Genomic DNA, 938 nt, shown 5'->3' on the forward strand with positions numbered 1-938 from the left:
AGCCCCGGCCGGGGCTTCTCCGGGGAGACCGGAGAAGTGGGGTCGGGGTTTTCGCGTATCCGGACCCGGTGATTGCCCGGTATCTCCATGTCCGTTGTTACTCAGGGCGTGTGCTCCGTTTGCCGCGTATGCGGGATCCGGTCATGGTGGAGGGGCCACGACTGGGTGAGTCACCGGAGGTGCGGATGAACGTCGTGAAGAGCCCGCTGTCCGACACGGACCTGAAGACCGTCGCCGACGCGCTGCAAGGAGCGCTCGTCGACCTGGTGGACCTCGCGCTGGTGGCGAAGCAGGTGCACTGGAACGTCGTCGGGCCGCGGTTCCGTTCGGTGCATCTCCAACTGGACGAGGTCGTGGACACCGCGCGCACGCACTCCGACACGGTGGCCGAACGGGCCTCCGCGCTCGGCGTCTCACCCGACGGACGCGCCTCGACGGTGGCTTCCGGCAGCGGCATCCAGGAGGTGGCCGGCGGCTGGGTCAAGGACGAGGACGCGGTGCGGGTGCTGGTGCACGCGCTGGGAGCGGTCATCACCCGGATGCGTGAGCGGGTGAGCGTGACCGAGGAACCCGATCCCGTGTCCCAGGACATCCTCATCGGAATCACGGCGGATCTGGAGAAGCATCACTGGATGTTCCAGGCCGAGAACGTGTGACGCGGGATGACGCGAGTGGTGCGCCCCGGTGCCTGTGGTGCGCCCTCCCCGCGCTGAGAGTGGCCGTCTGGCGTCGGCCCGGTCGGGGTGAGACGGCGCTCTGGCGTCGGGCTGGAGGTGGCGGCCATGACGGGCCGGATAGTGCGCTGGGGGGCGCTTGTGGGGCTCGGAGCGGTGTGGTGGTGGGCCCTGCTCCGGGTCGCTCTCGCCGGGGACCCGGGGGCGCTGGAAGGGGCCGTGGCGGCCGGGGGGTGGGGGCTCAGCCTGCTCCCGGTGCACACC

1 protein-coding gene is annotated in these 938 nt (G+C 70.6%); it reads left to right on the forward strand.

Features of this window, described 5'->3' with window-relative positions:
* Positions 1-185 precede the first annotated feature (185 nt).
* Positions 186-656, forward strand: a complete 471-nt coding sequence (locus CCN42_RS21545) for a Dps family protein (RefSeq protein ID WP_086737964.1) — start codon at positions 186-188, stop codon at positions 654-656.
* Positions 657-938: the final 282 nt, after the last annotated feature.

The organism is Streptomyces glaucescens (assembly GCF_002154375.1).
Classification (GTDB): domain Bacteria; phylum Actinomycetota; class Actinomycetes; order Streptomycetales; family Streptomycetaceae; genus Streptomyces; species Streptomyces glaucescens.